Source organism: Pseudomonas congelans (assembly GCF_900103225.1).
Taxonomy (GTDB): Bacteria; Pseudomonadota; Gammaproteobacteria; order Pseudomonadales; family Pseudomonadaceae; genus Aquipseudomonas; species Aquipseudomonas congelans.
Map to the genome: position 1 here is coordinate 151,433 of NZ_FNJH01000009.1, position 25,972 is coordinate 177,404.

A 25,972-nucleotide genomic window follows, 5' to 3' on the forward strand; every position below is an offset into this window, starting at 1 on the left:
GGCAATGGGTCCACTTTAACCAGCGCAAGGCCGGATGAAAACCGATAAGATCGCTGCAACCTGTCAGGAAAACTCACAGATCATGAGCCGCGACCTTCCTCCCCTCAATGCGTTGCGCGCCTTCGAAAGCACTGCCCGGTTTGGTAGTGTCAGTCAGGCGGCCGAACAGCTGAACGTGACGCATGGCGCGGTCAGTCGCCAATTGAAAGTGCTTGAAGAACACTTGGGCGTAAGCCTGTTCAGCAAGGATGGACGAGGCTTGAAACTCACAGATGCAGGTATTCGTCTACGCGATGTCAGTGGCGACGCGTTCGACCGGCTGCGCGTCGTGTGTGCAGAGCTGAGCAAGGGCAGCGCAGACGCGCCGTTCGTATTGGGTTGCTCGGGCAGCCTGCTGGCGCGCTGGTTCATCCCGCGCTTGAGCCGCCTGAATGCCGAGCTGCCGGACCTGCGTCTGCACTTGTCGGCAGGCGAAGGTGATCTTGACCCGCGTCGGCCGGGCCTTGATGCCCTGCTGATATTTGCCGAGCCGCCATGGCCGGCAGACATGCAGGTATTCGAACTGGCAAGCGAGCGAATCGGACCGGTATTGAGCCCACGCTTCGCGCGATTCGAGCGTTTGTTCGATGCGCCTGTCGAGGCGTTGCTGGAAGAATCATTGCTGCAAACCACATCGCGTCCGCAGGCGTGGCCAAGCTGGGCGCAACAGAACGGCATCGACCCGCAGTCATTGCGTTACGGGCAGGGTTTCGAGCATTTGTATTATTTGCTGGAGGCGGCCGTGGCGGGCCTTGGCATCGCGATTGCGCCGGAACCTCTGGTCATCGATGACCTGAAAGCCGGTCGCCTGGCTGCGCCTTGGGGATTCAGTGAAACCCCGGCGCAGCTGGCGCTTTGGGTACCCGGACGTGCGGCCGATGGACGGGCGCAGCAGCTTGCTCAGTGGTTGAAAAATGAGCTGAAGCGGTCCGGGGAACCGATCAGAAACTGATCAGTTACCGCGCTTGAACAGCATGTAGGCAGCGATCAGGCCAATGGCACCTACCGCAACGCCGGCGGTGGTCCAAGGGTGTTCCTGAGCGTAGTCACGGGTTGCCAGTGCGTTTTCGCGGGTTTTCTCTTTGACGTCTTCGTAGACATCGCTGAGCAGGCTGCGCGAGTGGCTCAGCGCGCTTTCAGCGTTGGCTTTCAGATTCTTCAGTGTCTTGCGCGACTCGTCGGTAGCGTCGGCTTTCAGGCCCTCGAGGGACTTCAGGAGGCTCTCGATTTCAGCTTCCATACTCTGCAACGAGGCTTTGCGAAGTGACGTAGTAGCCATGGTGTTTCTCCTGCAATGATGAGTGAGCGTGTTGTTTCGGACTCCGGGCTTTTTGGAAAGTGCGATGGGATTTTTGCAAAGGTCTGAACTTTTGCGCGCCTTCTCCTGACAGAAGCAGGGAGCGCGCTCTATATCGCGTCTTTTTCAGACCTCAGGAGAACTGTCATGTCGGATCATCACACGTACAAGAAAGTTGAAATCGTCGGCTCTTCCACGACCACCATCGAAGACGCCATCAACAATGCCCTGGCCGAAGCCAGCAAAAGCCTCGACCTGATGGAATGGTTTGAAGTGACCGAAACCCGCGGCCATATCGAAAACGGCAAAGTCGCGCACTTCCAGGTAACGTTGAAAGTGGGCTTCCGCATCACCAACAGCTGAGGGTGATCTGAACCTTTCGGCTGGCCGATTGCCATAACTTGCGCTACACGCAGATGTGGCCACGCGTTCGCTTTGTGAGCGTGGGGATTTCAATGGGCGCCTGTTCCAATGGCGTCTTCATTTGGCCGGACGAGAGGGATTACCCATGAAGAAGTTTTTGTTGGCTGTAGGCTTGCTGAGCATTGCAGGCACTGCCCTCGCGGCAGGCAAGCCGTGTGAAGAGTTGAAAAGTGAACTCGATGCCAGACTCCAGGCGAAGGGCGTAAATTCCTACACGCTGGAAGTGGTCGAGAAAGGCAGCGCGGCCGACAAGCAAGTCGTCGGCACCTGCGAAGGTGGTACCAAGGAAATCGTTTACAAGCGCGGTTGATTGCCAACCGGGCCCGGCTCAGGCCGGTTTGCCCGGTTAATCCCGTTTGCAGGTTCACGAACAGAATCGCCCCGGACTGTCATCCAGTCCGGGGCGATTTTGTTTGTGGCTGGTTTTTTCCGATTCGGAAAATCGCTTAGCCGTGTGCGACCTGCGCGAGGATCTCGTATGAGCGCAGTCGATCCTCGTGCTCGTACATGTCACAGGTGAAGATCAACTCATCAGCGTCGGTCTGCTCAAGCAGCACATCCAGTTTGGCGCGGATCTTGTCCGGGCCACCCACCATCGCCAGCCCCAGGAAGCTTGCTACCGCCTCACGCTCGTGTGGCAGCCACAGGCCGTCCATTGATTCGACAGGCGGGCGCTGCATCAGGCTGTGCCCACGCATCAGCGCCAGAATGCGCTGGTAGACCGAGGTCGCCAGGTATTCGGCATGTTCGTCCGTGTCTGCCGCCGACAGGGGCACGCCAAGCATCACGTAAGGCTTGTCGAGCACCTCGGAAGGCTGGAAGTGATTGCGATACACGCGAATCGCCTCGTGCATGTAACGCGGTGCAAAGTGCGATGCGAAGGCATACGGCAAGCCGCGCATGCCTGCCAGCTGGGCGCTGAACAGGCTCGAACCCAGCAGCCAGATCGGCACGTTGGTGTTTGAACCGGGTACGGCGATCACTTTTTGATCAGGCGTGCGCGGGCCCAGGTATTCCATCAGTTCGGTGACATCATCCGGAAAGTCATCGGCGCTGCCGGAGCGCTCGCGGCGCAAGGCTCGCGCAGTCATCTGGTCGGAACCCGGTGCGCGGCCCAGCCCCAGGTCGATGCGACCGGGATACAGGCTGGCCAGCGTGCCGAACTGCTCGGCAATCACCAGCGGCGCGTGGTTGGGCAGCATGATCCCGCCCGACCCGATACGAATGGTCGACGTACCGCCTGCCAGGTACGCGAGCAGCACCGAGGTCGCTGAACTGGCGATGCCGTCCATGTTGTGGTGTTCGGCCACCCAGAAGCGGTTGTAACCCAGCTTTTCGACATGCTGGGCAAGGTTCAGCGAGTTGCGCAGGGATTCGGCGGGCCCTTTGTCGTGGCGCACCGGCACCAGATCAAGGGTGGAAATTTTTACATCTGCCAGACGTTTCATAGGCCGGGGTAGCTCCTCGAATTGTGATGGGCCGGCTGCTGGAGCTGCCCACGATGAAACAGCAGTGCGGGCGCAAGTCCGGCTTTTCAATGGGGCAGTGTAGAAAAACCTACTGAAATGGTAGGTCTTTCCGACGGTTGAACTTTCCAGAGCCGTCTATCCTCAGAATGCTGTAACAGCAACGATCCAAATTCATTCCAAAAGGAGCCACCATGAGCATCGTCAAGAAAGCATCCGCCCACTGGGAAGGTGATCTGAAAAGCGGTATCGGCAGCATCTCCACGGAAACCGGCGTGTTGCGCGAAGCACCTTACGGCTTCAAGGCCCGTTTTGAGGGCGGCAAGGGCACCAACCCTGAAGAATTGATCGGCGCAGCCCATGCAGGCTGTTTCTCGATGGCACTGTCCATGATTCTGGGCGGTGCAGGCCTGACTGCTGAAAGCATCGATACTCAGGCTGAGGTGTCTCTGGATCAGGTAGAAGGCGGTTTCGCGATCAGCGCTGTGCATTTGACCCTCAAGGCCAAAGTGCCAGGCGCGACCCAAGAGAAGTTCGACGAGTTGACCAAGCAGGCCAAAGAAGGCTGCCCGGTTTCCAAGGTACTGAACGCCAAGATCACCCTGGACGCTACATTGCTGAGCTGATTCACAGCCAGCCTTGCGGGGGCGCCTTGTGCGCTCCTGTATCTGCTGTATAAAGCTGGCTTGCTTCATCGGTCATGCGTTGGTTGACGCATGGTTTGATTATGATCAGGAGTCGAGCATGAAACGTTTTATTCTGGCAGCGACCTGCACCCTGCTGGCCACCAGCGCCCTGGCGGCACCTAAATCCTGCGAAGAACTCAAGGCTGAAATCGAAGCCAAGATCCAGGCCAATAACGTCACGTCCTACACGCTGGAAATCGTGAGCAACGAAGAAGCCACCGATCCGAGCATGATCGTCGGCAGTTGCGACAACGGTACGAAAAAGATCATCTATCAGCTCAACGGCCGCTGATCAGATGCAGTGCACCCCGCCCTCTTCTTCCTCCTCGGCCACTACCTTGCGCTGTGCATCGTAAAGCCAGGCGTCGACACTGTTCGCCAGTGAGCGTACCTCCAGCACATAACGCTGCCCTGCGGCGAAGTGGTCGTAACGAACACTGACGTAACAAGTGATCTCGGTGTACTCGTCGCCGATCATCCCCATACCGCCCGATCGGTACTCGTAGTCGTAACGCACCTGCAACTCATGGCTGCCCGGCGTGACCTGAAAGTAGCGCCCGTCGTAAGTGTTCTTGCCATCGAGCTTGTCGCCCATGATTAACTGACCGGTGATGGTACGCATGTCGACCCACGCCATGTCCGGGTTGACGGCGGGCAAGGGGCCGGCGCATCCGGTGAGGGTGGCTAGAGTGAATGTCGTTATCAGTATCAGAAGACGGTTTGGCACCGAGGTGTACCTCTGTTTAAAAAGGTTTAGTGGCAACCGTTGACATGACCTGCTGTTGGCCATTCATCCAGTCTGCAGAAACTGCGCAGCGTGTTTCGGTCAAGCGTTGGATAACGGCAAAATCGCTTCTCAGGTTTCGTGAAAAGATTGGCTCATGATGAGCAATTCGATTTCGAAGCAATCGGATTTGTTCGAGATCAGCCGCGATCTTTGCTCGGTGGGCAGATACAGTGAAGCACTTTTCAAGGTTTGGAAAAAAGCGGTATAGATAAGGAGCCCAGATACGGCCTTCAAACCGTTTTGTGAACATCTTTTCCCAAAAGACGAATTTCAACTCCGCGATAACGGCGCCGGTTGTGCCACATTTCTGTCTGGCTCTTGCAAGCTCTTGTTTTGGCTTGAAAACCGGGCCTGTAACATTGGGCAAGCTCTGCTCGAAGCCGGGACTCCAAGGCCACTCGGGACCGTAAACCGAAGCGATTGCTTCTGCAACACCGTTACGAACAATCACCTCGCACAGGTGTAGCGGTGTAAGGAACGCTGCAGAGACGAGGGCGTTCCAGGCATACAAAGTGATGGCCTCATCAAGACCCCGGCCCACAGCGCGCGCTGCGTTTTCATACGTCGAAATCCGGGCAGAGGAAATGGATAATCTGATTGCCTTTGCGACCTCTAAAGCTGACATTGACGACAACTGCAAATCTCCCTATAGTCTGCCCACTTGCCGAGGGCCTAGCTGGCTTATGCCTCCCCCCACGGACAGATGATATAGCAATACCTAAAGCCCACCTGCACGGTGGGTTTTCTGTTTGTGTCTAATGGAAATAGCTTTTTACACGGGCGCACAGCTTGATACGTTCCAGCTCGTCCGTGGTTGAGTCTCTATACCCTTCAATCCTCATAACAGTTGCACATCCCCACTCCCCTCCTGCATAACATCACCGTACCCAAGCCAACAAAGCCCTTCCCTTCATGGCCACATTCTACCTGCCACGCCTTCGCTACCTGCATCTGCTGGCGCTGACGGCCGTCATGCTGCTCGCCGGCTGCTCCAGCGTTTCCTACTACGGCCAGCTCGCGCAGGGCCAGTGGCAGTTGCTGCAGGCGCGCGAGCCGGTGGAGAAGATCGTGGCTGACCCGACCCGGGATGCAGGTTTGCGCGAGCATCTAGCCCGGTCGCAGTTGGCGCGGGCGTTTGCCAGCGAGCATTTGCATCTGCCGGACAACAAGAGTTACCGCCTGTATGCGGACCTGGGCCGCCCTTATGTGGTGTGGAATGTGTTCGCGACGGATGAGTTCTCGCTGGAGCCGGTCACGCATTGTTTTCCGATTGCCGGGTGTGTGGCGTATCGCGGTTATTACAGCCCTGGCGGGGCGCGTGGCGAGGCGGCGTTGCAGCGCCAGGCGGGCAAGGATGTGTATGTGAGTGGCGTGGAAGCCTATTCGACGCTGGGTTGGTTCAATGATCCGATTCTCAGTTCGATGATGGGTTGGGGTGACGAGCGTCTGGCGACGCTGATTTTCCATGAGTTGGCGCATCAGCGTTTTTATGTGAAGGACGACACGGAGTTCAACGAGTCCTACGCCAGTTTCGTCGAGCAGGAAGGTACGCGGCAATGGCGTGCAGCGCGGGGATTACCGCCGGAGAGTGTTTCGCAGTCTGCGCGGCGTGATCAGTTTACCCGGTTGGTACTCGATACCCGGGAGCGACTCAAGGCGCTTTATCGTCAGCCGCTGTCGGCCGAGGAGATGCGCACACGCAAGGCTGAAGCGTTCGAGCGGATGCGCCGTGACTACCGCGCGTTGCGGGATGAACAGTGGGCCGGCGACAAGCGTTTCGATGCCTGGATCAACAGCCCGATGAACAACGCCAAACTGCTGCCTTTTGGTCTTTACGATCAGTGGGTGCCAGCGTTCGAGGCTTTATTCAGGCAGGTAAATGGCGACTGGCAGGCTTTTTATCGAGCTGTGGAAAAGTTGGGCGCCATGCCCGCCGAGTCGCGCAAGGCGGCGCTGCGGGCGTTGATGCCGTGAAGCCCTGTGGGAGCGAGCTTGCTCGCGAAGAGGTCGGTACAGCGCCCACATAAAGGGCGTTTGAACCGCGGTCTTCGCGAACAAGCGAAGCGTCGCCCGGTTCGCTCCTCCGGCCTTCAATCAGAATCGAAGGCCGATTGAGTGTAGAGCGCAGGAATGAGAGCGGGCCTCAGGCCTTATCAAACCCCTCCGCCAGGTGCTGATCCTTGAGCTTCACGTAATTGGTCGCGCTGTACGGGAAGAAGGCGATTTCCTTTTCGGTGAGGGCGCGCACCTGTTTAACCGGGCGACCGACGTACAGAAAGCCGCTTTCCAGCACTTTGCCTGGCGGCACCAGACTGCCTGCGCCGATGATGACTTCGTCTTCGACAACCGCGCCATCCATGATGGTCGTGCCCATGCCGATCAGGATGCGGTTGCCGATTGTGCAGCCGTGCAGCATGGCCTTGTGTCCGATGGTCACTTCATCGCCGATCAGCAGTGGAAAACCGTCCGGGTTGAAGGGACCGGCGTGGGTGATGTGCAGCACGCTGCCGTCCTGCACGCTGGTGCGGGCGCCGATGCGGATGCGGTGCATGTCGCCGCGTACCACGGTCAGCGGCCAGACGGAGCTGTCGGCGCCGATTTCGACGTCACCGATAACCACCGCTGAATGATCGACAAAGGCCCGTTCGCCGAGGGCCGGGGTGTGCTCCTGAAACTTGCGAATGGCCACGATAGGCTCCTTCTTTGGCAGTGATAGGCGTGTAGAGCGGGTTTGGTTGCTGCGGTCGGCGTCGATTGTAATTAAGATGGCCGAGTGTTTCTTCAAGGCAAGGTGCAAAACCGTGAGCGCGAACAACCCTCTTCTGCAATCGTACGACCTGCCACCCTTTTCGGCGATTCGTGCCGAGCATGTCAAACCTGCTATCGAACAGATCCTGGCGGATAACCGTGCCGCGATTGCCGACATCCTCGCCAAACAGGGTTCGACACCGACCTGGGCCGGGCTGGTACTGACCATGGACGAGCTGAACGACCGCCTGGGCGCTGCCTGGAGCCCCGTCAGCCACCTCAATGCCGTGTGCAACAGCGCCGAGCTGCGCGAAGCGTATGAATCATGCCTGCCGGCCTTGAGCGCCTACTCCACCGAGATGGGCCAGAACCGTGCGCTGTTCCAGGCCTATGAAGCCTTGGCCAATGGCCCGGAAGCTGCCAGCTTCGACGTTGGCCAGAAGACCATTCTGGAGCAGTCGCTGCGCGACTTCCGTCTGTCAGGTATCGATCTGCCGCCAGAGCAGCAGAAGCGTTACGCCGAAGTGCAGAGCAAACTGTCGGAGCTGGGCAGCCAGTTTTCCAATCAGTTGCTCGATGCCACTCAGGCCTGGACCAAGCTGGTCGCCGATGAGTCCGCCCTCGCCGGCCTGACCGATTCTGCCAAACAGCAGATGGCCGCCGCCGCCAAGGCCAAGGATCTGGAAGGCTATCTGATCACGCTGGAATTCCCTAGCTACTACGCGGTGATGACTTACGCCGAAGACCGTGCACTGCGCGAGGAAGTCTATGCGGCATACGCCACCCGCGCGTCGAATCAAGGCCCGAACGCGGGCAAGAACGACAACACGCCGGTCATGGAGCAGATCCTCGACCTGCGTCAGGAACTCGCGCAACTGCTCGGCTATGCAAACTACGCTGAGTTGAGCCTGGCGACCAAGATGGCCGAGTCCAGCGATCAGGTGCTGAGCTTCCTGCGTGACCTGGCCAAACGCAGCAAGCCTTTTGCTGCCCAGGACCTGGAGCAGCTCAAGGCTTATGCCGCTGAACAGGGCTGCCCGGATCTGCAAAGCTGGGACAGCGGTTTCTACGGCGAGAAGTTGCGCGAGCAGCGCTACAGCGTTTCCCAGGAAATCCTGCGTGCCTACTTCCCTGTCGATAAGGTGCTCGGCGGCCTGTTCACCATCGTTCAGCGCCTGTACGGCATCGAGATTGCCGAGCAGAAAGGCTTCGACACCTGGCACCCCGACGTTCGTCTGTTCGAGATCAAGGAAAACGGCCAGCACGTCGGGCGTTTCTTCTTCGACCTGTATGCCCGCGCCAACAAGCGTGGTGGTGCCTGGATGGACGGCGCGCGCGATCGTCGCCGTACGGCGCAAGGCACCTTGCAAAGCCCGGTGGCCAATCTGGTGTGCAACTTCACACCCGCTGTCGCGGGCAAGCCTGCGCTGCTGACCCACGACGAAGTCACCACGCTGTTCCACGAATTCGGCCATGGCCTGCATCACCTGCTGACCCGCGTCGAGCATGCCGGTGTATCCGGTATCAATGGCGTGGCCTGGGACGCCGTCGAGTTGCCAAGCCAGTTCATGGAAAACTGGTGCTGGGAGCCTGAAGGCCTGGCGCTGATCTCCGGTCATTACGAAACCGGCGAGCCACTGCCGCAGGACCTGCTGGAGAAGATGCTTGCTGCCAAGAACTTCCAGTCCGGCCTGATGATGGTGCGTCAGCTGGAGTTCTCGCTGTTCGATTTCGAACTGCATGCCACGCATGGCGACGGCCGCAGCGTGCTGGACGTGCTGGAAGGTATTCGCGACGAAGTGTCAGTGATGCGTCCACCCGCCTATAACCGCTTCCCGAACAGCTTCGCGCACATCTTCGCAGGCGGTTACGCAGCCGGTTATTACAGCTACAAGTGGGCCGAGGTGCTGTCTGCCGATGCGTTCTCGAAATTCGAGGAAGACGGTGTGCTCAACGCTGAAACCGGACGCGCCTTCCGCGAAGCCATTCTGGCGCGTGGCGGTTCGCAGGCACCGATGGTGCTGTTCGTCGACTTCCGCGGACGCGAGCCTTCGATTGACGCACTCTTGCGCCACAGTGGCTTGAGTGAGGACGCGGCAGCATGACCGATACACCGGTAATCATTACCAAGAAACGCTTCATCGCCGGGGCGGTTTGCCCGGCGTGCAGCGAGCCTGACAAACTGATGATGTGGAACGAAAACGACGTGCCGCATCGCGAGTGCGTGAGTTGCGGCTACAGCGACACGCTCAACGAGCAGGGTATTTCGATACCGAAGGAGCTGGGTACGCGGGTCAACAAGGTGGCGGTCAAGCCGGCAGACCCGAAAGTACAGGGTGTGCAGTTCTTTCCGAACCCGAAGTTGAAGAAGCCGGTTGATCTGGAGTGACGTGATCGGCCGGTGCTGAACATGAAAGGTTCGCTCGTTTGAGCGAACCTTTTTTATTGTCCGCCGTGCCTCAGGCCATCAACGGCAGAATTACCAGTCGGCCAGCTCAGACACTTTCTTCCTGAAGGCCAGCGCCAGCACCGTCAGCACTTCCTCATCCCTGCCCAGTTCGCCGCGAATCTTGTGGTTCCCCTGCGGGTGCAGCCTGACCCAGGCGTGTTCTTGCAGGTCATCGTTTTCATAAAATTCAATGGCTATCTCAGGGTGGTCATGTTCCTCAATGTCTTCAGCCCACAACCGAATCTCATATTTGGCCATCACCCACCCCGTTGTCAGGTAAATGCGCCAGTACCCGATAGCCGAGTTGGCGTTTCGCTACACTAGGCCTGAAGAAAAAGGGCGTCTACTGGCAGAAGTAACAGGTGGTTTTTTGTACAGGGCGGAGACATAAGACGGCGAGTCGTAGCAACGCTGTGAGGGAAGCAGGGACAAGTGGTGAACAGCACTTGTCCCTGGCTGGCAAAACGTCAGTCTGCCGTTTGCAGCCTGCGCTTCTCGGCCAGACGACTTCTGCCGTACAGCACAGCAATGGCGATCAGGGCGATGGCCTGTGCGCTGAGCGAGTACAGGTCGGCATGAATGCCCAGCCAGTCGAACTCGAAGAACGGCACCGGCCTTGTGCCGAATATGCCCGCCTCCTGCAGCGCCTTGACGCCGTGACCGGCAAACACCACTGACAGTGCGCAGAGCAGTGCAGCGTTGATGCCGAAGAACAGCGACAGCGGCAGCTTCGCCGAACCGCGCAGGATGACCCACGCCAGGCCCACGAGCAGCACCAGCGCCGTGGCGCCACCCGCCAGCACGGCATCGTGTCCGGCAGGTCCTGCCTGCAGCCATAGGGTTTCGTAGAACAGAATGACTTCGAACAGCTCGCGATAGACCGAGAAGAACGCCAGCACTGCGAAGCCGAAACGACCGCCGCCGCCGACCAGACTGCTTTTCACATAGTCCTGCCAGGCAGCGGCGTGACGACGGTCGTGCATCCACACCCCGAGCCAGAGTACCATCACACTGGCGAACAACGCGGTGGCGCCTTCCAGCAGTTCACGCTGTGCGCCGCTGACGTCGATGACATACGCAGCGAGCGCCCAGGTGGCCAACCCGGCCAGCAGCGCCAGACCCCAGCCAATATTGACGCTACGCACGGCAGACTGCTGGCCGGTGTTGCGCAGAAACGCCAGAATCGCCGCCAGTACCAGAATCGCTTCCAGCCCTTCACGCAGCAGGATCAGCAGGCCCGAAATATAGCTCAGCGACAGGCTCAGGCCGTCGCTGCCCAACAGCTCCGCCGACTCTTTGAGCTTGCCTTTGGCTGCTTCCAGCTTCTGCGCAACCTGAGGTAACGGCATGCTGTCCTGCAAGGACTGCCGGTAAGCCATCAGGCTCTTTTCCGTGTCCTTGCGCACATTGGCGTCGACGTTATCCAGCGAGCTTTCGACCAGTTCGAAACCCTCCAGATACGCCGCGACCGACAAATCATAGGCCTGCTCACGGTCACCGGCCTTGTAGGCCGCCAGGCTCTTGTCCAGCGTTACACTGGTGTAATCCAGCAGTTGCGCCGGGCCGCGCTGCACCTGAGGTGGCTGCGCACGCTGGGCCCGGAAGGTGGCGGTAGCGTCCGGACCTTCGGCAGCCTGGATTTCGGCCGGTGTCTGGCGAGCCAGATCGGCGAGGTTGAAGGTCTTGGCTGGCTGGGCGACAGGTTGCGCGCTGAAGCTGGCGATATAGGTCGCGATGTCCCAGCGCTGGCGATCGTCCAGCTGGTCGGCGAACGCGGGCATATCGGTGCCGGCAATACCGAGCCCGGTCGCGTTGTAGAGGTCGTAGAGACTCAGGCGATCCAGCCGCGCGGTATCCCGCAGGTTCGAGGGTGGCGGTTCCAGGCCGATACCTGCCGGTCCATCCCCTGCACCGCTGTCGCCATGGCACACCGAGCAATGCTGGGCGTACAAGGGCGCGCCACGGGCGGGGTCCGGCGTAATGGCCGGTGCCTGACTGACCTCGTAGGCAAGCGCGAGCTTCGCACTCAACTGCCGCGCCTGACGAGTGACTTGCGCAGCGTCCTGTCGACCCGCCACAGCGCTTTTCAGCTGGGTTACCGCCTGCTCCAGAGCATCACGCTCGGCGCGCTGCGGCAAGGCGACAACGAGGCCCTGCAACGCAGCCAGGTTATCGACCTGCTGCTGATACTTGGCGGTGTCCACAACCTTGCCATCCGCCACGGTCGCCGGGTAATCGGCCCCCAGGTAATCCAGCAGATGCACCGCCTGTGCTGCACCCTCGACAGGGTCAGCCAGTGCAATGCAGCTGCCCAGCGCCATGAGCGGCAACAGTAACCAGGCAAGAAAACGAGAATGGACGGGCATTACAGAATCTCGACGGGAATGCGAAGCGTTGCATTGTTAACGCCGCAACGGCACTACTCAATAGTCGAGGTCCATTTTTGTTACAGAATCTTACATTCAACCATCAGTCGCCCTGAGCAAAAGGGATATCTGCTCAGGGCTCTAGACCTGGACGATTCAGGCCGTACCGCGATGCAACGTCGCGAGGAAACCTGCTGCGCCCACAAACAGGCTGGCGAAGGTGCGGTTCATGCGACGCTGCTGGCGAGGCGTCTTGAGCAGGCGCAGCACCTTGGATGCCAGCCCGGTGTAGCCTGCCATCACGATCAGATCGACCACCACCATGGTCGCCGCGATGATCGCGTACTGGATGAGCAGCGGAGCGGTCGGGTCGATGAACTGTGGCAGGATCGCCAGAATGAAGATCAGCGCCTTGGGGTTGCTGATATTCACCAGAAAACCACGCAATACCAGCGTCATCGGTTTGCCCACAGGGCGCACGGCAGATTCGTCGGCCAGGTCGGCTGGCAAGGCGCGCCATTGCTTGATGCCCAGATAGACCAGATACGCCACGCCGAACCACTTGATCAGCGTGAACGCCATATCGGAGGCTGCGAGCACGGCACCAAGACCTGCCGCGACAATCGCGATCTGTGCCACCAACGCAATCTGCAAGCCCAGCGCATTCCAGTAGCCACGCAAGAAGCCGTATTGCAGGCCGCAGGACATCGAGGCGATGGCGCCTGCGCCGGGGGAAAGACTGATGATCCAGCAGGCCGCAAAAAAGCCCAGCCACGTTTCAAGCGCCATCGTGCACCTCATGGAAAGTCGAATGCGCAATAAATTAGGGCTTAATGCTTTGCAAAGCTAACGATTTCTAGGGTCTTTACGAAACGTCGGCGAGCGAAGGTCAGGCAAGGCAAAAACAGGCGAGGAACGGCCGGGGTCGCGTTCGACTCTACGTGTTGTAAATGAGCATTCCGATTGGACTCGCATCCGAGCCTGTTTTTAACGCAGCATCACCGGCGCAGCCACTTTTCGTACAGACCCTAATCCTGCTCATCCGGCTGCTTTGCGACCACCATCTGCGGAAACAGATCGCTGCCACGCCAGCGGCGTACTGACTTCTGGAAAAACTGGCTGTTGGGCACCTGGACCAGCGCGCCACCGGCTTCCGGGGTCTCGATCAGGGTGGTGAACATCAGGTTGATGGCGACCACCCGCCCCTTCACGCCCGGCTTGTCCAGCGTATCGACCAGCTCGACCATGTCACCGATGCGGAACGGGCCGATGGTGAAGATCAGAATGGCGCAGAGCAGGTTCGACAGCACGCTCCACATTGCGAAGAACGCCACCGCCGCGACGGCGACGAAGCCGGACAGAGCGGTCCACAGCACTGTGGCCGAAACCCCGAGTCGGCCCAGCACGAGGACAAAGGCGCTGCCCATGATGAACCAGCGCAAGCCGCCGCGAACCGGCACCAGCAATTCTGGCGGCAACGGATAACGCTCGCCCAGACCGGTCAGAAAACCACCCACGATGCGTTGCAGTACGTAACCGGCCAGCAGGATCAGCAGAATCTGCGCCCCTACCAGCAGCGGTTCAAGCCAGTACGCGGATACCGGCAAGCCCAACATGTCCATCACTTGCCTGCCTCGATCACGACAATGCTTCCAGTTCGGCCTGCATTGACTCCAGCAGTTCCAAAGCTTGCATCCAGGCGTCTTCCAGCTCGGACTCACGCACTTTCAGCTTCGCCTGGTCGGCCAGCAGATCGCGCAGCTTGTCCTTGTTGGCAGCCTCGTAGTTGGTGCTGTCGGCCAGCGCTTCTTCGACCTTGGCGAGTTTTTCATTCACCAGCCCGAGATCACGCTCCAGCTTGTCGGCTTCACGCTTGTGCGGCGCCAGTTGCTGACGCAAGGCCGCCGCCTGCTGGCGCTGGGCTTTCTTGTCGGTCTTGTCGGCGTTGACGGGCGTGTTGCTGACCGGCGCGTTGCGCAGCCGGTAGTCAGCCAGCCAGCGCGTGTAGTCATCCAGATCGCCATCGAACTCCTGTACGCGGCCGTCGGCCACCAGCAGGAAGTCATCGGTCGTGCTTTTGAGCAAGTGCCGATCGTGAGACACCACCAGAACCGCGCCACCGAACTCCTGCAAGGCCATGGTCAGCGCCAGGCGCATTTCCAGATCCAGGTGGTTGGTCGGTTCATCGAGCAGCAACAGGTTGGGCTTTTCCCAGGCGATCAGTGCCAGCGCCAGACGGGCTTTCTCGCCACCGGAAAAATTCAGTACCGGTTCATCCAGACGCGCGCCACGGAAGTCGAAGCCACCAAGGAAATCGCGCAGTGTCTGTTCACGCTCGGTCGGTGCCAGGCGCTGCAAGTGCAGCAACGGTGTCGCCTTGGCGTCCAGTGAGTCGAGCTGATGCTGGGCAAAGTAGCCCACGGTGAGGTTTTCGCCACGCACCAGCCGACCGCTTTGCGGCTCAAGCTCGCCGGCGAGGTTTTTGATCAGCGTCGACTTGCCTGCGCCGTTCGGACCCAGCAGGCCGATGCGTGCGCCCGGCGTGAGTTGCAGCTTGACCTTCTCGAGGATGGTCTTGTCGCCGTAACCCAGGCGCGCGTCGGACAGGTCCAGCAATGGGCTGGAGATCTTGTCGGATTCACGGAAAACGAAATTGAACGGAGAGTCGACGTGCGCGGCCGACAGCTCTTCCATGCGCTCCAGCGCCTTGATCCGGCTCTGTGCCTGACGGGCCTTGGTGGCCTGGGCCTTGAAGCGCGCGATGTACTTTTCCATGTGCGCACGTTGCGCCTGCTGCTTCTCGTAGGCCTGTTGCTGCTGGGCCAGACGTTCGGCACGGGCCCGCTCGAAGGCGCTGTAGCCGCCGCGATAGAGGGTGATCTTGCGTTGCTCGACGTGGGCGATGTGATCGACCACGGCATCCAGAAAATCCCGGTCGTGGGAAATCAGCAGCAAGGTGCCGGGGTAACTCTTGAGCCAGTCTTCAAGCCACAGAATGGCGTCGAGGTCCAAGTGGTTGGTCGGTTCGTCGAGCAGCAGCAGGTCCGAGGGGCACATCAATGCCTGCGCCAGGTTCAGGCGCATACGCCAGCCACCGGAGAAACTGCCGACCTGACGCTCCATCTGCTCGTTGGTGAAGCCAAGCCCGGCCAGCAGCTTGCGAGCGCGTGCGTCGGCGGTATAACCGTCGGCGCTGTCGAGCTCCGAATGCAGACGTGCCTGGGCGGCACCGTCCTGCGCCGCTTCGGCCTCGGCCAGCGAGTGCTGTACTTCCCGCAGGCGCTCGTCGCCATCGAGCACGTAATCCACGGCCAGGCGTTCGAGCGTGTCGACCTCCTGGCGCATGTGCGCGATACGCCAGTCGGCGGGCAGCAGGCAGTCGCCGGCATCCGGCGTCAGCTCTCCACGCAGCAGGGCAAACAGGCTGGATTTACCGGCGCCATTGGCACCGATCAGACCGGCTTTATGGCCGGCGTGCAGAGTCAGCTCGGCGTCTTCTAGCAGACGTTGCGGACCACGCTGTAAGGTAAGGCTTTGAAGTCGAATCATAATGGCGGCGGAGTCTACCAGCTTCGTCCTGAACAGGTGGATCACTATGCCTTCAGCGCTCTGGAGTTTCACCCTCGATTTCTACGCCCGTCCGGGTGTGGAACAGGCTTGTCTGACGCTGCAAGCCAACGGGGCCAACGTGTGCATGGTGCTTTGCGGGGTGTGGCTGGGCACGCGCGACGTGGCGTGCGACGCTCAGCGAGTGGCGCAAATAAAGCAGTTGGCGACACCCTGGCATGACGATGTGGTGCGTCCGCTGCGGGATTTGCGTAACCAGTGGCGCAATGCGGCGCTTGAAGATGCGTTGCTGACCCCATTACGGATGAAGGTCAAGGCGCTGGAACTGGAGGCCGAACAAGGCCTGGTGCTGAAACTCGAGGCACTCACCGGGGACTGGCCGGCGGGTGAGGCGCGGAATGCAGAGGAGTGGCTGCTCGAGCTTGCCGAAGGAGACGCAGAAAAAAACCGCGATGCGCTGGATGTGCTGCGCATCGCGGTTGGACTTGCCGTCGACCAGACTTAGGAAGCGCTGGTTGGCGTTGCGCCGTTGGCAGGTGTTGCCGGTGCGGCGGCTGGTGCAGCAGGTGCAGGCGTCGTCGGCTTGGCTGCGGCAGCAGGCGCTGGCGTGGCCGGTTTTGCGGCGGCCGGCTTCGCGACTGGCTTCGCTGCAGGTTTGGCGACTGGCTTGGCCGCTGCTTTCACAGGTGCCTTGGCAGGCGCTTTGGCCGGTGCCTTGACGGGCGCTTTCACAGGCGCTTTCGCCGCAGGTTTGGCGGCCGCTGCTTTTGCTGCTGCAGGTTTGGCAGCACTGCTGGCGGTGGTCTTGGCAGCCGGCGCCTTGGTGGCGGCAGGCTTGGCCGAAGCCGGTTTGGCAGCAGTTGTCTTGGCTGCGACAGGTTTGGCTGCTGCAGTCGCACGGGCGGCAGGTTTGGCGGCGGCTTTCACCGGGGCCTTGGCAACAGCAGTTTTGACGGCTGGCTTGGCAACCGCGGAAGGCTTGGCTGCGGCTGCTTTAACCGGCGCTTTTGCTGCGGTTTTTGCAGGAGCTTTGGCAGCAGGTGTCTTGCCAGCAGGTGCCTTGGCGACGGCTTTAGGCGCGGCAGGCTTGGCATCGCGAGTGGTCAGGATCTTGCCGACTGCCTCTTTCACGCGACCGATACCCTGGGCCAGTTTCAGGCTTTCCTGGGCATCACGCTTGAGGTGCAGGATGTAAGTGCGAGTTTCGGTCTGGCGATCCTTGAGAGCGTCCAGCAACTCTTCCAGCTCGGACACAGCACCTTTGGCCTTGGCCTGCGCCTTGGATTTTCCGGCGGTGGCAGCATCCTGCAGTTTGATGCGGGAGTTATGCAGTTTTTCCTGCGCCTTGCCGCGTTGTTTCTCAAGCTTGGCGAGCAGTTTCTCGGCATCAGCCAAGGCTTGGGAGCAGGCGTCTTCCAGATGTTCAAGCAAGCTGCCCGATAATTGTTGGAGCAAATGCAACGGAGTATTTACTGGCTTCTTTTTGGCCGACATGACTTACCTCCTGGGTGACGAAATTGCGGCTCATACTAGGCTTCTGCGCGCATCGCCGCTAGGGCATCTTGACAGCATCCTTGGGGCGCTGTTGCATACTGACGGAAATGATTGCTCGGCACGATGCAAAGGCATTGTGAAATTCACGTCACAAGACTCGTCACTACTCGCGCTGGCGCTGGCATAATCGCTGCCTTCCCAGGCCGGAGAGCATTAATGTCGCGCTACCTGTTAACGTCGTTGTTCCTCTTGCTACCCCTGGCTCAGGCCGCCGAGGCGCCGTCTGTGTCCAATGACGGCCACGATCTCGCTTACAGCCTGGGTGCAAGCCTTGGCGAGCGGTTGCATCAGGAAGTTCCTGACCTGGACCTCAAGGCACTGGTAGAAGGCTTGCAGCAGGCTTATCAGGGCAAGCCTCTGGCGCTCAAGCAGGACCGCATCGACCAGATTCTGCGCGAGCATGACGCCGCTATCGCTCAGGCCGAGACCGCCGGTACGGATGCGCCGACCGAGGCGGCCCTCAAGGCCGAGCGCACGTTCATGGACAGCGAGAAGGCCAAACCGGGGGTGAAGGTGCTGGCTGACGGGATTCTCATGACCGAACTGACCGCGGGCACCGGCCCCAAGCCTGATGCCAATGGCCGGGTTGAAGTGCGTTACGTGGGTCGTTTGCCGGACGGTACGATCTTCGATCAGAGCACCCAGCCCCAGTGGTTCAGGCTCGACAGTGTGATCAGCGGCTGGACCAGTGCACTGCAGAACATGCCTACCGGCGCGAAGTGGCGGCTGGTGATCCCCTCTGATCAAGCCTATGGCGCCGAGGGCGCTGGCGATCTGATCGATCCGTTTACACCGCTGGTATTTGAAATCGAGCTGGTTGCGGTTTCACAGTAAGCGAACGTAAAACCGGAATTCAGAAATGCGAAAGGGTGCAATGAGCACCCTTGGCGTGTAGCGCTTGCACCGACACGGTCACACCTGAGCGGCGACCTGTTCCTTGTGCGAGTTGTGCAGCACTTCGATCAGGCAGTCTTCCAGCTCGAAACGCTCGTGCAGCAATTGCCCCAGCTGGTTGAATTCCCGGGCCACCACCGCCGCATCCGAGCAATCGCCCTTGTCGCAGCGATCGTTGAACGTCAGCGCAAACTTGGTGATGACGTCGAGACGCGGATAGATCGTGTCTGCCAGTTCGAGCCCACGTTCGTCGTTGAACGCCCGGGCTTCATCGCCCAGTTGTTCGTAGACCTCGAAGTGCCCGGCGGAGACGTAATCCACAAGAACGCCGCAGAAGTTCTGCAAGCCTTCGCGGTCGGCTGCCAGCGCTTCGGGCGTGTCGCCCAGCGCATCGTAGGCTTCGACCAGTTCGAGACGGCTTTGAAGCCAGCGATCGATCAGCTTGTTCACTCCGCCCCAGCGTTCCTGAGCATTCTGACAACTTTCCAGCATGGTCTTCTCTCTTCCCTTCAGGGGCATGCAGTCCTGTGCCGGTCCCGATGATTGGCCGGGACCTGGCCTGATAGATGCGTCAGGACAGCATATTTCCAGTGACGCGTGCGGCCCAGATTATGCCCGCCCGACAAGGCCATCAAGGTACGCAGGAGATAAAGTTCATACAAGCGTTTAATAGCTGCCCCGATCTCTGGTTGTCAGCCAGTGGCTGAACTCACTGAAAAGAGGATACAGCGGCAACAGCGCCAGACCGGTAAATGCCAGCAGACTCCACTCCGGTAGGCTTATACCGAACAGCGTCCAGGTAATTTCGGCGCAAAACATCGCATCGCTTCGCAGCCCGTCGATACATTTATCCAGGGAAAGCAGGCCAAACAGATGCTCCAGCCTGGCAATAAAAGGTATCAATTGTTCTGCCGAAGCGGTTTGCAGCCACACCTGAGTGCCCGCCGTTGTGAGCCCTGCGAGGGCGAACAGCAGAAATCCCAGGCTGTAGCGACGCATACCTTGCGGGCCTGGCGCGTGGCAGGTAGCAAACAGTGCCAGTACACCGCAGACGATGAGCGCAGTCCGTTGTACCTGGCAAAGAGCGCAAGGGCCGAGATCGACGGTTTGCTGAAGGTAAAAGGCGGCGCCAATGATTAATGCACAGGCCAGCGATGCCAGGGAAAACAGGAAGCGTGTGCGAGCCAGGTACATGGCAAATCCGTAACAAAGAACGAGACGATTACGGTAGAGGAGGGGTGCGGCGCATTCAAGGTGGCGGCGTACGGATGCGTCGCTGTTTACCGAGGAAAAAGAACACACCGCCGCGTGGTTCTTTTACCCGTAGATGTAGGAGGATTCTCACACGCCGATCTTTGCACGCTGGCGAGGCAACACGGAGAGCCCTTACGCAGGGCCCTCCGGCGGATTCATGCCTTGGTCAGTACCGGCAGGGGACGTGACAGGAGGCGCTCGTCGAGCAGGCCCAGGCCCTCCTGAAACAGCTGATTGCTGCGATCCGTCTCACCCAGCTGGCCCAGCAGACGCGCCAGCTCTGCACAGGTCTCGGGATTGCGTTCCAGACGCAGGCTGCTCTCCAGATAATCCCGCGCCTTGCCCCACAGTCGGCCTTGCAGGCAGATACGTCCCAGGCTCAGCAACAGGCTTGGATCAGCAGGATGCTGCTTGAGCCAGCCCTCCGCCGTTTGCAGCTGCTTTAACGGGTCGCTGCCGCGAACCAGGCCATACAGACGCGCCAGATGGCTGTTGTACTCGCGCTTGAGGGCGCTGCGAAGCACCTCTTCAGCCTGAGCTTCGGCACCCAGACGGCGCAATTGATCGGCATACGCCAGCACCAGTTGCGGCTCCTGGCGTTGCGCAGAACCCAGTCCCTGCCAGGCGCTTTCCAGTGAAGGCAGCCCGGTCGGTGCGCCCTCGATGCCTTCGCGGTAGGCCGCCAGGCTCAGGTTCTCGCCCCAGGCGCGGCGTTCCAGCTCGGCCAGCTCCTTGGGTGGCAGGACCTTGTCCTTGCGCAGCTCCGGCATCAGGCGGACGACGTCGGACCAGTCACCACGCTGCTGATAAAGGCGTTGCAGTTGACGAAGCACCTGAGGGTTGTGCGGATGACGCTCTTTCATGGCCAGCAGCGTGGTAAGCGCACCGTCGGTATCACCACGGTCCTGCTGCAATTGAGCGTGATTAAGCGCAATCGCCAGCTCGGCTTGTGGCTGACGTTCGAGCGCACGCTCCAGCAAGGCGTCGCAATCTTCGTAACGGCCCTGCTCGTTGGCAGCACGTGCGGCGCCAATGTAGTACAGCAGCGGATGAGTATCCGCTTCGGCCGCGCGTTGCAGGTGACGTTGGGCGCTGGACCAGCGGCCCTCGGCGAGGTCCATCTGACCCTGCTCGATAGCTATTTGCACGCGACGACGGCGGTTGCGGCGCGACCATGGGTTGACCACACGGCCTGAGGTCGTCAGCAGGGTGATCAGCAGCCTCAGCAGCGCGATCACCAGCAACACAACGACCAGCAGCGCCAGGGTCGCCCAGAGGCTCGATTCATAGCGGAAGTTCTGATAGGCAATCAGGACATAGCCGGAATGCTCGGCGATGGCGACACCAATCAGCGCTGCAGCGGCGATCGCGATGAATAACAGCACATAGAAGCGCTTCATCGGCTGGTCCCCTGTTGCGCCTCGGCTGGCTGGCCGGCAGCGTGACGGCGTTCAAGGTAGGCCTGCACGGCGCTCAGGGTCGGCGCCAGGTCAGGTGTCTTCACCGATACCGGCTGGCTGGCGACAGCATCAAGCCCCTGGCCAAGCACCTTGCCCTGTGGGTCGTCCTGATCGAAGTTGGCTTTCAGAACGCTTTGCGCTTCGGTGATGGCCTTGGAATAAACCTCTGGCTCGCCGTTAAGCGCTGCCCACTGCGCCTGCTCCAACGCCAGACTCAGGGCCAAGCGCACCTGCGAAAGGCTTTGGCCGGCGAGTACCGGGCGGATGTCCTTGTCGGCGTTGAAATCGATACGGAAGTAATGGGAGATCTCGTCCCACCACTGCGACCATCGGCTGGTTTCGGTCTTGTCAGCGGTCAGCCCCATAAGCGACTCGCCCTTGTCTTCGTATTCCGGAGCCAGCTTGTTGAGCTGTACAGCCTGCTCACGCAGAGCGGCCAGTTGCAGGAACAGCCCGGTGCGGTCCGGCTGCTCGACGCTGCGCAGGGCGGCAAGGCTCTTGGCCAGTTGCTCGCGGGCAGCGAAAGAACCCGGATCGTCCTGTTCACGCAGAATTTCATCGGCACCCTGAACCAGCGCCTGCGCGCTGTTGATGTCCTGCAGCGCTGAAAGGCGCAGGCTGGCCAGACGCAACAGATGCTCGGCCTCGGCCAGACGCCAGTCCTTGCGGCTCGCCCCCAGCACGGTTTCGAGTCGCTGGCTGAGACGCTGCTGATCGCCTTGCAATTGCGCGACCAGACGTCGACTGTCTTCCAACTGATTGGCTGGCGGGAATTGCGCAATGCGTGCGCTCAGTTGCTGGTCATTCTGCGCCAGCACCAGGGTCTGTTCGGCGATGTCTTCGACCTGTCCGCGTTGCTGCTGGTGCCCCGCCTGCAACATGCGCAGTTGCCAGACTCCCCAGCCGGCGACGGCAATACCGGCAATTGCCAGCAGCAAGGCCAGGAACACCAGGCCACTGTTGCGGCTGCCGGTGCGCTCGGTGCGTACTGGCTCAGGCTTGGATGCAGGCGTTTTCAACACCGATTCTTCGTCTTTAGGCAAGGCTGTTTCGCTCACGTATCCCATCCTTTGCATTTTGGCGTAATAGCGTAAACGACAGGTGTCGATCATTACGCCTTGACGGCAGGCTGAGGTTGTTCCCGCAACGCTGCCAGCAATGCCGCGGCGCTGGCGCCACGACAATCAATAACGGTCCTTGCTCCGGCTGCTCGCGCAATGCTGGCAACGCGGGGGCTCGGTACAAACAGCGGCAGACCGGCCAGGTCCGGCCATGAGTCCCCCGCCAACTGAAGCAAATGTTCAAAACCCTGCCCACTGCTGACCACCAGCCCGTTCAAGCGTTCCACCGCGACACGTTGCGGCAGGGCACCGGGCGCATGCTGCGGCAGATAGCGACGATACAGCGGCAGGTAATCAACGCCCACCCCCAGCCCGCGCAGCTGCTCGGCCAATAGTTCGCGTCCCTCGTCACCGCGCATGATCAGCACACGGCTTCCCGGTACGGCAATCGCCTGTTTGAGGCGCGGCAGTTCAAGCAACGCTTCGCTGTCGTCGCCCTGCTCCGGCCAGCTCGCATCGAGCCCGTAATCGATCAGTATCTGCCCGGTTGCTGAACCCACACTGAACCAGGGTTGCAGAGGCGGTTGCGGCCATACTTCGTCGATCAATTCGATGGCCAGTCGCGCGGCAGGTTTGCTGACCACGATCACTGCACAATAATTGAGCAGCTCGAAAATGATCGAACGCTGTGCAGGCGTCAAGGGCAAAGGCTCGGTTTCAAGCAGAGGCAGACTGCTGCTGAAGATACCGTCCTCGGCCAGCACCCTGGCCAGTGCTGCCGACTCTTCGGCCGGACGGGTCAGCAGCAGACGCCAGCCACTCATTCGTTATTGGCCTCGCCGTAGACCGCTTTCAGAATGTCGGCGGCGCCCTGCTCCAGCAGTGCTTCGGCTACCTGCACGCCCAGTGCCTGGGCGGATGTCTGGGGTGCCCGGGCATCCGCGTGCAGCAACACGCTGCCGGACGGATCGCCCACCAGACCGCGCAACCAGACGTCATCGCCTTCCAGTACGGCATAGCAGGCGATCGGTACCTGACAGCCACCGTTGAGGTGCTTGTTCAGGGAGCGCTCGGCAATTACGCGCACAGCAGTGTCTTCGTGGTGCAGAGGCGCAAGCAGCGCATGAATTTCGGCATCGACGCTGCGGCATTCGATACCCACTGCGCCCTGGCCACCCGCTGGCAGGCTGTCGTCGACGCTGATCGCCGAAGTGATGCGGTCCTCGAAACCCAGGCGGATCAGGCCAGCCGCAGCGAGGATGATGGCGTCGTATTCACCGGCATCCAGCTTGGCCAGACGGGTATTGACGTTGCCGCGCAGGAAACGGATCTGCAGATCGGGTCGACGTGCCAGCAATTGCGCCTGACGGCGCAGGCTGGAGGTGCCGACAATGCTGCCCGCCGGCAGTTGGTCGAGGCTGGCAAAGGTGTTGGAAACGAACGCATCGCGCGGGTCTTCACGCTCGCAGATGCAGAACAGGCCCAGGCCTTGTGGAAAATCCATCGGCACGTCTTTCATCGAATGCACGGCGATGTCGGCGTTGTTTTCCAGGAGCGCGGTTTCCAGCTCCTTGACGAACAGGCCTTTGCCACCGATTTTCGACAGCGGGGAGTCGAGCAGTTTGTCGCCACGGCTGACCATGGGCACCAGCGTCACCAGCAGGCCGGGATGGGCCTGTTCCAGGCGGGCCTTGACGTATTCTGCCTGCCAGAGTGCCAGCGCGCTTTTGCGAGTGGCGATGCGGATTTCGCGAGAGGACATTGAACAATCCGTACTGAGTGAATGCGACGGATAATAACAGCTCAATACCGGTCGGGGCGGCTTCGGCGCTGATTGGAATTTGCTTCAGACACTGAGCCGATCGATCAATCGGCAGTGCCTGAGCAGCGCACGGGAAAGGCTGCGCGCGGGCAAGCCGAAAAACACATGGATCCGGACGTCTTCCCCGTTCCATGCATCGGCCTGGGCGCAGGGGCTCCAGAGCGACTAGGCGCTAGAGCTGCTGCATCATTTTGCGGACACCGGCGACGTGGCGGCGGCTGACGATCAACGCATCGCCGTTAAGCCCTCTGAGGAACAGCTGGAAATGCCCCAGCGGAGTGCGCTGCAACCGTTCTATTCGCTCGCGGGCCACCAGTGCATTGCGGTGAATGCGCACGAAACGGTCACCGAACTCGTCTTCCAGTGCCTTCAGCGGTTCGTCGAGCAGCACTTCGCCGCCCTCGTGGCGCAAGGTCACGTACTTGTGATCGGCAATAAAGTAGATCACCTGATCCAGGGGAATCAGCTCGATGCCTTTACGGGTACGCGCGCTGATGTGGCTGCGTGGCCCTGATCCGCTTTCGGCAGCCGGGCGGGTCAACGCCGCCAGTTGCACGCGGTTCGGCCGCTCGGCTTTTCGCAACGCTTCGACAAGGTGTTCGGAACGCACAGGCTTGACCAGATAGCCCACCGCACTGACCTGGAAAGCTTCCAGGGCAAATTCATCATGAGCGGTGCAAAAGACCACAGCAGGCGGTGCTTCCCGCTCGCACAGGCGAGCTGCAACCTGGAGGCCATCGAGACCCGGCATGCGGATATCGAGCAGCACTACGTCCGGTTTGTGGGCTTCGATCAGCGCCAAGGCTTCTTCGCCATTGGACGCGCTGGGTTCCAGTACTCGATAACCCTCGATTTCATTGACCATGCGGCTCAATCGCTCGCGGGCCAGGGGTTCGTCATCAACGATCAGGACATTCATATAGCTCTGGCTTCCTGCGTGAGTCTCGCACAAGGATAGCGTAGACAGGTGTAGTGACGACCGTCACGGCGCTCCACGCTCAGACTGGCGTGCGGGCCAAAAAGTGCCGCAATTCGTGCGCCTATATTCGTCAGAGCCTGCTGAGTACCGTTGGAAGTCTGCCGATTGGCAACTTCTTCATAGGGATTGCTGACGCTCAATATGAACTCTCCCCCTTCATAGTTCGCTTCGACCGTTACAACGCCCCCTTCGACCCGCGGAGCAATGCCATAAATCAAAGCGTTTTCAAGTAATGGCTGCAAGGTTAGCTGGGGGATCGGCAAGTCATCGGGAATTGCACTCACCCTCCAGTCCAACTGTAGACGCTCGCCAAGACGATATTGCTCAATCGATAAATATCGTTTTGCCAATGCCAGCTCTTCACCCCATGTCACCAGGCTGCCCGGCTTGGCCAGACTGGCGCGAAAAAGATCCGAAAGATCCAGCACCGCCTGCTCGGCCTTGAGCGGATTGCTGGCCACCAGACTGGCGATACTGTTGAGTGTATTGAAGAGGAAATGCGGGCGGATGCGCGCTTGCAGAGATTCGATCCTGGCGCGCAGTTCGCCCTGTTGCTGCTTGCGCCACTGACTCTGCAGATAGAAGTAGCGCAGCATCAGGGCGGACATGATCAGGGCAATCGTCGAGTAGCGCAGATAACGCTCGACCATGCCGCTGACCGAAATTCGCCCGGTGAGCTGACAAACATCGGTGACGGCTGTGCACAACAGCGTCAGGCCGACCACCAGCAGGCAACTGAGCAGGCCCGCCAGCCCCGGCGTCAATCGCGCCAGCCAGGGCCGCAGCCCGCACAGCAGCGCTGCGGACAGTAGCACGATCCATTGCACGAACAGCGACATCAACGCCAGGTGTACCCAGTCGAAGCCGCTGCGCATCGGTTCTACCAGCACCAGAACCAGCACCAGCAGCTCTGCCAGCACGACGAGCACCAGCAATGCCTGCGGCAGGCACAGTTCAGGGAGGAAAAAGTCTTTGCCGGGCGCGGGCCGGGCAGCGTGTTTCACAGGTTCGATTCGCATGGCTCCAGTCTCTGCCCTGGCCTCGTCAGCGGCAAGCTGTCCGGGGATAAAAATGCATTAACCCTGTTATCATCGCGTTCGTTCTTGTGCCAGGTATCGGG

At 60.2% G+C, this 25,972-nt stretch carries 29 protein-coding genes; 10 read left to right on the plus strand and 19 right to left on the minus strand.

What is annotated here, in order from left to right; translation table 11 throughout:
* Positions 1 to 34 precede the first annotated feature (34 nt).
* A complete protein-coding gene (locus tag BLR20_RS23280; RefSeq protein WP_032611292.1) occupies positions 35 to 991 on the plus strand; it encodes a LysR family transcriptional regulator in 957 nt (318 codons plus the stop codon).
* Here BLR20_RS23280 and BLR20_RS23285 read toward each other — a convergent pair whose 3' ends face one another.
* Positions 992 to 1,318, minus strand: coding sequence for an ElaB/YgaM/YqjD family protein (locus tag BLR20_RS23285; protein WP_003318456.1), 327 nt, complete (start codon positions 1,316 to 1,318; stop codon positions 992 to 994). It abuts the gene before it with no gap.
* A 165-nt stretch (positions 1,319 to 1,483) separates the two neighbouring features.
* On the opposite strand from BLR20_RS23285, the gene BLR20_RS23290 reads away from it, so the two are divergent.
* Positions 1,484 to 1,699: a dodecin gene (locus tag BLR20_RS23290; RefSeq protein WP_003318455.1), complete on the plus strand. Its 216-nt coding sequence runs from the start codon at positions 1,484 to 1,486 to the stop codon at positions 1,697 to 1,699.
* Between the two features lie 145 nt (positions 1,700 to 1,844).
* The gene (locus BLR20_RS23295) at positions 1,845 to 2,069 is read left to right on the plus strand and encodes a DUF1161 domain-containing protein (RefSeq protein WP_010431361.1); all 225 of its coding nucleotides are present in this window, start codon (positions 1,845 to 1,847) and stop codon (positions 2,067 to 2,069) included.
* A 136-nt stretch (positions 2,070 to 2,205) separates the two neighbouring features.
* Here the strand turns inward: BLR20_RS23295 and BLR20_RS23300 are convergent, their stop codons facing one another.
* The gene (locus BLR20_RS23300; RefSeq protein ID WP_010431363.1) at positions 2,206 to 3,207 is read right to left on the minus strand and encodes an LLM class flavin-dependent oxidoreductase; all 1,002 of its coding nucleotides are present in this window, start codon (positions 3,205 to 3,207) and stop codon (positions 2,206 to 2,208) included.
* A gap of 212 nt (positions 3,208 to 3,419) precedes the next feature.
* Here BLR20_RS23300 and BLR20_RS23305 point away from each other — a divergent pair, with 212 nt between their 5' ends.
* Both BLR20_RS23305 and BLR20_RS23310 read left to right on the plus strand, forming a co-directional pair.
* Positions 3,420 to 3,851 (plus strand): OsmC family protein, encoded by a 432-nt coding sequence (locus tag BLR20_RS23305; RefSeq protein WP_003340074.1) that lies wholly within the window; start codon positions 3,420 to 3,422, stop codon positions 3,849 to 3,851.
* 118 nt (positions 3,852 to 3,969) lie between these two features.
* The gene (locus BLR20_RS23310) at positions 3,970 to 4,203 is read left to right on the plus strand and encodes a DUF1161 domain-containing protein (protein WP_003318449.1); all 234 of its coding nucleotides are present in this window, start codon (positions 3,970 to 3,972) and stop codon (positions 4,201 to 4,203) included.
* Here BLR20_RS23310 and BLR20_RS23315 read toward each other — a convergent pair whose 3' ends face one another.
* Together BLR20_RS23315 and BLR20_RS23320 are read right to left on the minus strand one after the other, a co-directional pair.
* Complete coding sequence (locus BLR20_RS23315) at positions 4,204 to 4,638, minus strand: PA0061/PA0062 family lipoprotein (RefSeq protein ID WP_074595054.1); 435 nt, start codon at positions 4,636 to 4,638, stop codon at positions 4,204 to 4,206.
* Positions 4,639 to 4,654: 16 nt separating this feature from the next.
* A complete protein-coding gene (locus tag BLR20_RS23320; protein WP_054993396.1) occupies positions 4,655 to 5,323 on the minus strand; it encodes a hypothetical protein in 669 nt (222 codons plus the stop codon).
* A 287-nt stretch (positions 5,324 to 5,610) separates the two neighbouring features.
* On the opposite strand from BLR20_RS23320, the gene BLR20_RS23325 reads away from it, so the two are divergent.
* Complete coding sequence (locus BLR20_RS23325; RefSeq protein ID WP_054993397.1) at positions 5,611 to 6,672, plus strand: aminopeptidase; 1,062 nt, start codon at positions 5,611 to 5,613, stop codon at positions 6,670 to 6,672.
* A gap of 169 nt (positions 6,673 to 6,841) precedes the next feature.
* On the opposite strand, the gene BLR20_RS23330 is transcribed toward BLR20_RS23325, so the two are convergent.
* Positions 6,842 to 7,387, minus strand: a complete 546-nt coding sequence (locus BLR20_RS23330; protein WP_032611298.1) for a gamma carbonic anhydrase family protein — start codon at positions 7,385 to 7,387, stop codon at positions 6,842 to 6,844.
* Between the two features lie 76 nt (positions 7,388 to 7,463).
* Here BLR20_RS23330 and prlC point away from each other — a divergent pair, with 76 nt between their 5' ends.
* Both prlC and BLR20_RS23340 read left to right on the plus strand, forming a co-directional pair.
* Positions 7,464 to 9,551: an oligopeptidase A gene (gene prlC, locus BLR20_RS23335; protein WP_162235660.1), complete on the plus strand. Its 2,088-nt coding sequence runs from the start codon at positions 7,464 to 7,466 to the stop codon at positions 9,549 to 9,551.
* Entirely contained in the window at positions 9,548 to 9,835 is a 288-nt protein-coding gene (locus tag BLR20_RS23340) for a YheV family putative zinc ribbon protein (RefSeq protein ID WP_010431378.1), read from the plus strand. The genes prlC and BLR20_RS23340 overlap by 4 nt, the downstream gene beginning before the upstream one ends.
* Positions 9,836 to 9,925: 90 nt before the next feature.
* Here BLR20_RS23340 and BLR20_RS23345 read toward each other — a convergent pair whose 3' ends face one another.
* The 5 genes from BLR20_RS23345 to BLR20_RS23365 all read right to left on the minus strand — a co-directional run bounded on the left by BLR20_RS23345 (position 9,926) and on the right by BLR20_RS23365 (position 15,810).
* Positions 9,926 to 10,153 (minus strand): hypothetical protein, encoded by a 228-nt coding sequence (locus tag BLR20_RS23345; protein WP_010431381.1) that lies wholly within the window; start codon positions 10,151 to 10,153, stop codon positions 9,926 to 9,928.
* A gap of 209 nt (positions 10,154 to 10,362) precedes the next feature.
* Positions 10,363 to 12,261 carry a cytochrome c/FTR1 family iron permease gene (locus BLR20_RS23350; protein WP_032611301.1) on the minus strand — a complete coding sequence of 633 codons (1,899 nt, stop codon included), beginning with the start codon at positions 12,259 to 12,261 and terminating at the stop codon, positions 10,363 to 10,365.
* 156 nt (positions 12,262 to 12,417) lie between these two features.
* Complete coding sequence (locus BLR20_RS23355; protein ID WP_054993398.1) at positions 12,418 to 13,050, minus strand: LysE family transporter; 633 nt, start codon at positions 13,048 to 13,050, stop codon at positions 12,418 to 12,420.
* A gap of 239 nt (positions 13,051 to 13,289) precedes the next feature.
* Complete coding sequence (locus BLR20_RS23360; protein ID WP_003421571.1) at positions 13,290 to 13,883, minus strand: mechanosensitive ion channel family protein; 594 nt, start codon at positions 13,881 to 13,883, stop codon at positions 13,290 to 13,292.
* A gap of 16 nt (positions 13,884 to 13,899) precedes the next feature.
* Positions 13,900 to 15,810 carry an ATP-binding cassette domain-containing protein gene (locus tag BLR20_RS23365; RefSeq protein WP_054993408.1) on the minus strand — a complete coding sequence of 637 codons (1,911 nt, stop codon included), beginning with the start codon at positions 15,808 to 15,810 and terminating at the stop codon, positions 13,900 to 13,902.
* A gap of 46 nt (positions 15,811 to 15,856) precedes the next feature.
* On the opposite strand from BLR20_RS23365, the gene BLR20_RS23370 reads away from it, so the two are divergent.
* The gene (locus BLR20_RS23370; protein WP_054993399.1) at positions 15,857 to 16,333 is read left to right on the plus strand and encodes a TIGR02444 family protein; all 477 of its coding nucleotides are present in this window, start codon (positions 15,857 to 15,859) and stop codon (positions 16,331 to 16,333) included.
* Here the strand turns inward: BLR20_RS23370 and BLR20_RS23375 are convergent.
* A complete protein-coding gene (locus tag BLR20_RS23375; RefSeq protein ID WP_054993400.1) occupies positions 16,330 to 17,322 on the minus strand; it encodes an AlgP family protein in 993 nt (330 codons plus the stop codon). The genes BLR20_RS23370 and BLR20_RS23375 overlap by 4 nt on opposite strands.
* A 216-nt stretch (positions 17,323 to 17,538) precedes the next feature.
* Between BLR20_RS23375 and BLR20_RS23385 the strand changes: the two genes are divergently transcribed.
* Positions 17,539 to 18,216: an FKBP-type peptidyl-prolyl cis-trans isomerase gene (locus BLR20_RS23385; RefSeq protein ID WP_010433453.1), complete on the plus strand. Its 678-nt coding sequence runs from the start codon at positions 17,539 to 17,541 to the stop codon at positions 18,214 to 18,216.
* Positions 18,217 to 18,294: 78 nt separating this feature from the next.
* On the opposite strand, the gene BLR20_RS23390 is transcribed toward BLR20_RS23385, so the two are convergent.
* The 8 genes from BLR20_RS23390 to BLR20_RS23430 form a co-directional block, all read right to left on the minus strand.
* Entirely contained in the window at positions 18,295 to 18,768 is a 474-nt protein-coding gene (locus BLR20_RS23390; protein WP_010433450.1) for an Rsd/AlgQ family anti-sigma factor, read from the minus strand.
* A gap of 174 nt (positions 18,769 to 18,942) precedes the next feature.
* A complete protein-coding gene (locus BLR20_RS23400) occupies positions 18,943 to 19,470 on the minus strand; it encodes a disulfide bond formation protein B (RefSeq protein WP_054993401.1) in 528 nt (175 codons plus the stop codon).
* Positions 19,471 to 19,685: 215 nt separating this feature from the next.
* Positions 19,686 to 20,930: a heme biosynthesis protein HemY gene (locus tag BLR20_RS23405; RefSeq protein WP_010433445.1), complete on the minus strand. Its 1,245-nt coding sequence runs from the start codon at positions 20,928 to 20,930 to the stop codon at positions 19,686 to 19,688.
* Positions 20,927 to 22,048 carry a uroporphyrinogen-III C-methyltransferase gene (locus tag BLR20_RS23410; protein WP_010433442.1) on the minus strand — a complete coding sequence of 374 codons (1,122 nt, stop codon included), beginning with the start codon at positions 22,046 to 22,048 and terminating at the stop codon, positions 20,927 to 20,929. The genes BLR20_RS23405 and BLR20_RS23410 overlap by 4 nt, the downstream gene beginning before the upstream one ends.
* A 53-nt stretch (positions 22,049 to 22,101) precedes the next feature.
* Positions 22,102 to 22,875 carry a uroporphyrinogen-III synthase gene (locus BLR20_RS23415; protein ID WP_054993402.1) on the minus strand — a complete coding sequence of 258 codons (774 nt, stop codon included), beginning with the start codon at positions 22,873 to 22,875 and terminating at the stop codon, positions 22,102 to 22,104.
* Positions 22,872 to 23,813 (minus strand): hydroxymethylbilane synthase, encoded by a 942-nt coding sequence (gene hemC, locus BLR20_RS23420; RefSeq protein WP_003318426.1) that lies wholly within the window; start codon positions 23,811 to 23,813, stop codon positions 22,872 to 22,874. Before hemC ends, BLR20_RS23415 begins: the two co-directional genes overlap by 4 nt.
* Before the next feature lie 232 nt (positions 23,814 to 24,045).
* Positions 24,046 to 24,792, minus strand: coding sequence for a LytR/AlgR family response regulator transcription factor (locus BLR20_RS23425; RefSeq protein ID WP_003401565.1), 747 nt, complete (start codon positions 24,790 to 24,792; stop codon positions 24,046 to 24,048).
* On the minus strand, positions 24,789 to 25,871 hold the full coding sequence (locus tag BLR20_RS23430) for a sensor histidine kinase (protein WP_054993403.1): 1,083 nt from the start codon (positions 25,869 to 25,871) through the stop codon (positions 24,789 to 24,791). The genes BLR20_RS23425 and BLR20_RS23430 overlap by 4 nt, the downstream gene beginning before the upstream one ends.
* Positions 25,872 to 25,972 lie beyond the last annotated feature (101 nt).